The sequence below is a fragment of the Armatimonadota bacterium genome (assembly GCA_036504095.1).
In the GTDB taxonomy this organism is placed as follows: Bacteria; Armatimonadota; DTGP01; order JAKQQT01; family JAKQQT01; genus DASXUL01.
Window position 1 is genome coordinate 1 of record DASXVS010000027.1, and the last position, 5,593, is coordinate 5,593.

General features: G+C 59.4%; 5 protein-coding genes and 1 pseudogene. 5 read left to right on the forward strand and 1 reads right to left on the reverse strand.

Annotated elements, in window-relative coordinates:
- Nucleotides 1-16: 16 nt before the first annotated feature.
- A pseudogene (locus tag VGM51_05995) lies at nucleotides 17-1,114 on the forward strand (IS66 family transposase).
- A gap of 115 nt (nucleotides 1,115-1,229) precedes the next feature.
- Here VGM51_05995 and ltrA read toward each other — a convergent pair.
- A complete protein-coding gene (gene ltrA / locus VGM51_06000) occupies nucleotides 1,230-2,555 on the reverse strand; it encodes a group II intron reverse transcriptase/maturase (GenBank protein ID HEY3412598.1) in 1,326 nt (441 codons plus the stop codon).
- A gap of 478 nt (nucleotides 2,556-3,033) precedes the next feature.
- Here ltrA and VGM51_06005 point away from each other — a divergent pair, with 478 nt between their 5' ends.
- The 4 genes from VGM51_06005 to VGM51_06020 all read left to right on the forward strand — a co-directional run.
- Entirely contained in the window at nucleotides 3,034-3,324 is a 291-nt protein-coding gene (locus tag VGM51_06005; protein ID HEY3412599.1) for a hypothetical protein, read from the forward strand.
- Between the two features lie 340 nt (nucleotides 3,325-3,664).
- Entirely contained in the window at nucleotides 3,665-4,120 is a 456-nt protein-coding gene (locus VGM51_06010) for a hypothetical protein (GenBank protein ID HEY3412600.1), read from the forward strand.
- A gap of 178 nt (nucleotides 4,121-4,298) precedes the next feature.
- Nucleotides 4,299-5,261 carry an ATP-binding cassette domain-containing protein gene (locus VGM51_06015; protein ID HEY3412601.1) on the forward strand — a complete coding sequence of 321 codons (963 nt, stop codon included), beginning with the start codon at nucleotides 4,299-4,301 and terminating at the stop codon, nucleotides 5,259-5,261.
- A partial coding sequence (locus VGM51_06020; protein HEY3412602.1) for an ABC transporter permease occupies nucleotides 5,254-5,593 on the forward strand: 340 nt, incomplete at its 3' end. The genes VGM51_06015 and VGM51_06020, both read left to right, overlap by 8 nt.

The following is a 5,593-nucleotide window of genomic DNA, read 5'->3' on the forward strand; positions in this document are numbered from 1 at the left end:
GTCGCTCAAAGAGCAGTTGGACCGCCGTATCAAGGCCCTCTATGGCCGTAAGAGCGAGCGACGCCCTCTCGAAGAAAAGGCCGCCGAGACCGCCAAGGAGAACAAGCCTCGCAAGGGACATGGCCCCACCCCTCAGCCTCGACTCCCGAGGATCGAGGTGGTACATGAGCTTTCCGACGACGCCTTGTTATGCGAGAACTGCGGGACCACCCTGGAGCCCATGGGGACGGCCGCCGAAGAGGCTGAGTTGATCGCCATCGAGCAACGGAAGGTCGTGCTGGAAAAGCATATCCGCACGAAGTACCAGTGTCCGTGCTGCCGCATCGGCGTCAAGGTCGCGCCGGGTTCGACGAAACTCATTCCGGGTGGGCGCTATGCCCTCAACTTCGCGGTCGAAGTGGCCTACGCGAAATACCTCGGGCACCTGCCCTTGGACCGCCAGGTCCGGATGATGAAAGACGAGGGGCTTTGCGTGACGACCGCGGCCCTGTTCGATCAGATTGATGCTCTGGCGACGGCCCTGACCCCCACCTACCAAACCATCCTGCGCATCGTGCAAGCGGAAGCCGTCTTGAGAGCCGATGAGACACCCTGGAACGTGCTATCCAACGGCCATACGAAGAACGAACGATTCTATGCCTGGGTAGCCGTAGGCTCGGAATACGTCGCGTACTGCTTGCTCGACACCCGCAGCAAGGACGGCGCAGCCACGATCCTGGGGAACTTTTCCGGCACCCTCATGGTCGACGGTCTCACGTCCTACCCGGCCGCCGCCAAGGGCGCGCCAGGAGAAAAGCCCCGTTTCGGGGTGGCAAATTGTCATGCCCACGCCCGAAGGAAGTTCGTGGAATGCGAGAAGCACTACCCCGAGGAGAGCCGGTTTGCCGTCGAACTCTACCGGCTTCTCTATGAGGTCGAGCGCATGGGGAAGGATCCTGGAGCCGACCTCGGGGGCCTGCGCGAATCGAAGAGTCGGCCCCTGATCGATGAGTTGTTCTCATGGGCCAAGGCCCAGCAGGTTCGACCCGACCTCTTGCCCTCGTCCGGATTGGCGAAAGCGCTCGCATACTTGGTTAACCACGAGGCGGGGCTGCGCATGTTTCTTGACGACCCCGCCGTGCCAATCGGTAGAGTGGGGCACTGGCGCGGTAGCATTACTGCCCCGTTTCCAGTGCCCCCTCGTCAAACCGGACATGCGGATTTCCCGCATCCGGCTTTCGTTCAGAACGTCACGCTTTCGCGCTCGCCAGGTCGATGCGTTTCAACGGCAATTGGTATAGGCCGAGCTTCTCGTAGAGAAACTTGTCCGGGTACTGGCGATACCCGGTGCCCCGCCGCTTGTGTTTCGTCATCAACCATCGCCTTAACCGCCGCTCGGTATACCGCCTAACGATCTTGTAGGCCTCGCTCACGGGTCCTTGGTTAAAGTACCCGCACCAGCCCCGGAGGATCAGGTTCAATTCCTCGACCCTGTCCTCCACGTCCGTGTACAGCCACCGACCGGAGGTCTCGTCATGGATCTTTCGAACGATCTTCGATACCGCCTTCTTGGAAGGCCGCGTACCGAGATAGGACTTACCGTTTTGGCCATAGAAGCGACCAAACGTATACCCCAGGAAGTCGAAGGTTTCCTTTCTGACATCCACCAGACGGGTCTTTTCGTCATTCACCGTGAGACCGAGACGGTCCATGAGTTTGCGCATGGCCGTCATCGCCGCTCCGCCCTGGCCGGGTGGGCAGCAGATGACGAAATCATCCGCGTAGTTCACAATATCCGCGTTCAGCCGTTTGGCGATGCCGAACTGTTTCCAGGCCAAAATGAACCGCCGAAAATACAGGTTTGCCAGCAACGGAGATATCACCCCACCTTGGGGCGTTCCTCGATGCTGGTCCCGTGCTTCGGTGGTTCGCCTGAGGCCTCGATTGACCCGCTCCACCACCGGCGTGCGAAGCCACGATCGGATGACTGACAGGATCTGCCCGTCAGACACCCGTCGAGCCACGCACTTCATGAGTGGTCCGTGGGGGATTGCGTTGAAGTAATCCTTCAGATCGCCATCCACCACATCGGCCCGCCAATGTTTGGTGATGTGGAAGTATACGCGCCGGACAGCCATCTTGGCATCCAATCCTGGACGAAACCCATATTGCTGAGACGGAAGATCCGCCTCGAATATGGGCCCCAGGATCAGCAGGACGGCCATCTGGACGGTTCGATCCCGGATCGTTGGGATACCAAGCGGACGTTGACCGCCGTTTCCCTTCGGAATCCACACACGCAGGAGGGGCTGCGGGCGATATTGCTTCGCCACGAGCTCCGCCTGAAGATTTCCCAGCCACCCTTTTACGCCTTGGTCCTCGATCGCTTCGAAGCTCATGCCATCCGATCCGGCCGCCCCGTCGTTTGCACGGCATCGGCGATAGGCTTCGAACAACACGTCCTCTCGGCAAACCTTGTCCCATAGACTGTAAAAGCGAAAACCGGGTTCGGACTTAGCTTTTGCCTGTAGTGCCGTCTGCAGCTTCTGAACATTTGGAGGAGTTGGTAGACTCACGTCAATCTCCGGTTTCTTGCCACTTTATTCACCTGTTCTGAACTAGGGCCCCTTCCCTCCACCCGCGTTACCAGGTCTCATCGGTACTACGGACCCATCCGCCACCTGCCAGGGCCGCTGACCATCCTCACGGCGTCAGTGTTGACTGAGGTGCCACCCTCGGTCACCCGGACAGGCTTCCCCTGTTGCGCATCGATTCTCTCCCGTGCGTGCTGCCACTACTACCCCGGTGGTCCCTCTGGGTGCATGCATCGCTCACTTCCCCAGAGGCTTCGACCTTCCCCGTTATTATGGCGGGTCGGCGGCCACGTTGGCTTTTTCGGGGCCTGCTCGGTGTTCACTCACGTTGCGGCCCGCACGGTAGGCTGGCCCCCTACGGGGCCTTTTCTTCAGATGCTTCAGCCCATTCGTTGCCTCCTGAACTGCTCCAAAGTGCTTCCGGTCGGAGCGATAGTTGACCGGCCGGGTATCTCACCCGGTGAATCGATGCACCCTCCAGGGCGCACACAACAACGAAAGCGAGAGAGCCCTGAGGGGACCGGTGCTGGGCCGGAAGAATTCGTACGGTTCCCGCTCCCGTCGAGGAACCGAGACCACGGCGATCCTCTACACGCTGGTCGAGTCGGCAATCCGAGTAGGGGTCAACCCCAAGGCCTATCTGGAAGCTGCCGCCGAGCACGCGTTGAGCAAGACCGGAGCGGTCTTGCTGCCTGATGAGTTCAAGCGGCAACTCGAAGAGGTCCGCGCCTCGTTATCCGATACGGCCTGACTCGATCCATTCCAACGGCAAACGAAGCCCCCCAGACCTCTACAAGAATGAGGGCGCCGGACCATGCCCGCAATACGGGCTACGGCGAGTTTGTTCGTACGGAACCGTATGCACGGTGGTGTGGGAGGACGGGGGTTAGTCACCCCCTCCTACCCGATTTCGGCTCGGCCGGATAATCGGGATTCATCCTCTTTTTTTCTGACGGCTCGGCCGGGCATTCAGGATTCTTCATCTTCTTATTCCGGGCGGTTTTTCCCTGAAGTGATATAATGACCGGGCATGTTTTGAAAGCCTCAAAGCAAGCAATTGCGCCACTTTGCAGCTCGAAGGGGGTTAAGAAATGGACGACCGCGAACAGAGGAACCGGCTTCCCTGCATCGTTGACGAGGGCATCGTATATCATCGCAAGGACATGGCCCGCATCCTGCGCGACCTCGGTCAAGTGCGTTATTTCGATTACTACCTCGGCGTCGAGCGGGCTTCGGGAGAGGGCTACCTGGCTTCCGTCACCACCAACAACCAATCCGGAACGGTGATCGTGAACGGTCGCCTCTACATCAACACCTCCTGCTTCGACTTCCTCCAGATTGGAAAGGGACAGGATGATCCCGTGCTGCTCGACCTGGTCGACGGGGAGCGGATCATTCGGATCATTCCCTTGCCGGAGGCGGCCGACGCCCCGCGTCCCAGGGCCTCCATCGAGCCGTCCATCCAACCCTGCCTCTTCGATCGCTACCTCGACGACACCCTGGCCGAGGTCTACCTGGACGACGAGGGCGACGAGGACGAGGATTAAGCTTTTTCTAAAAGGTTAAGGGAAACTTTTTTCCACCTTGTCTGTCTGCATGAGTCGGGATCCCCTTTCTTGCAGGGCATTTTTCAATCGACTATACTCAGATACTCAAAACATGTGATCGAGCCCGGCGCAAGGCGACGGGGTCATTCGTTCCGATTTTTCAGGAAGGAGTGTTTCGATGATCGTTGTGGAGAACCTCTCGAAGCGCTATGCCGATCGACTCGTGGTGGACGAAGTCTCGTTCCATGCCGATCGAGGGGAAATCCTGGGTTTCCTCGGTCCCAACGGCGCCGGGAAAACCACCACCATGAGGATGATCACCGGCTTCCTCTCCCCTTCGGGAGGGAAGGTCAGGGTGGGAGGGCTCGACGTCCAGGAGGACTCCATCAAGGTCCGCCGCATGATCGGGTACCTGCCCGAAACCCCGCCCCTCTATCCGGAGATGAACGTCTCGGAGTACCTTCATTTCGTCGGGCGCCTGCGCGAAATCCCCGCGAGGGACCTGCGCCGGAGGGTAAACGAGGTTCTCTCTCAGTGCTTCCTCCAGGATGTCGAGAAGAAGCTCATCAATCACCTCTCGAAGGGCTACAAGCAAAGGGTCGGGCTGGCCCAGGCCCTCATTCACCGGCCCCGGCTCCTCATCCTCGACGAGCCGACTTCCGGTCTCGATCCCAAACAAATCATCCAGATCCGCGAATTGATCAGGGACCTTTCGGTCGACCACACGGTGATCCTTTCGACCCACATCCTGCCCGAGGTTCAGCACACCTGCTCCCGCGTCCTGATCACCAATGGGGGCAAGGTGGTCGCCGAGGACAGCCCGGAGCGCCTCGAGGCTCAGTTGAAGGCCGGCGAGAGGATCTCCCTGAAGGTCCGCGCCCCCAAGGAAGACCTCGAAAGGCTTTTTGAAGCCCTGCCGGGCATCGGTTCTTTCTCCGTCCATCCCATCGAAAATGCCTGTCGGGTCGAGATCGCCGCGGCGGGCGACTTGCGTGAGCTCTTGGCCAGGTCGGTCGTCCAGGCGGGCTATGGTCTAATGGAATTGCGTTCCTTGAGCCTTTCGATGGAGGAGATCTTCCTGAAGTTGACCACCGAGGAAAAAGGTGAAAACAAGAATTTGGAGGTGACGACTGATGTCTAAAATCATGGCGATCGCCGGGCGGGATCTAAGGAGTTATTTCGTCTCGCCCCTGGCCTACGTGGTGGCCGCCTTCTTCACCCTGGTCAGCGGCTACCTCTTCTGGCTGATCCTCTGCACCAGTCGGGAAGCGAGCATGAGGGGGCTTTTCGCCAACCTCGCCGTGGTCTTCCTGCTCCTCACCCCCGCCCTCACCATGCGCCTTTTCGCCGAAGAACGGCGATCAGGCACCATCGAGCTGCTGATGACCGTTCCCTTGAGGGACTTCGAGCTGGTTTTAGGAAAATACCTGGCTTCTCTCGCCTACTTGTTTTTCCTCTTCCTCTGCACCGGGA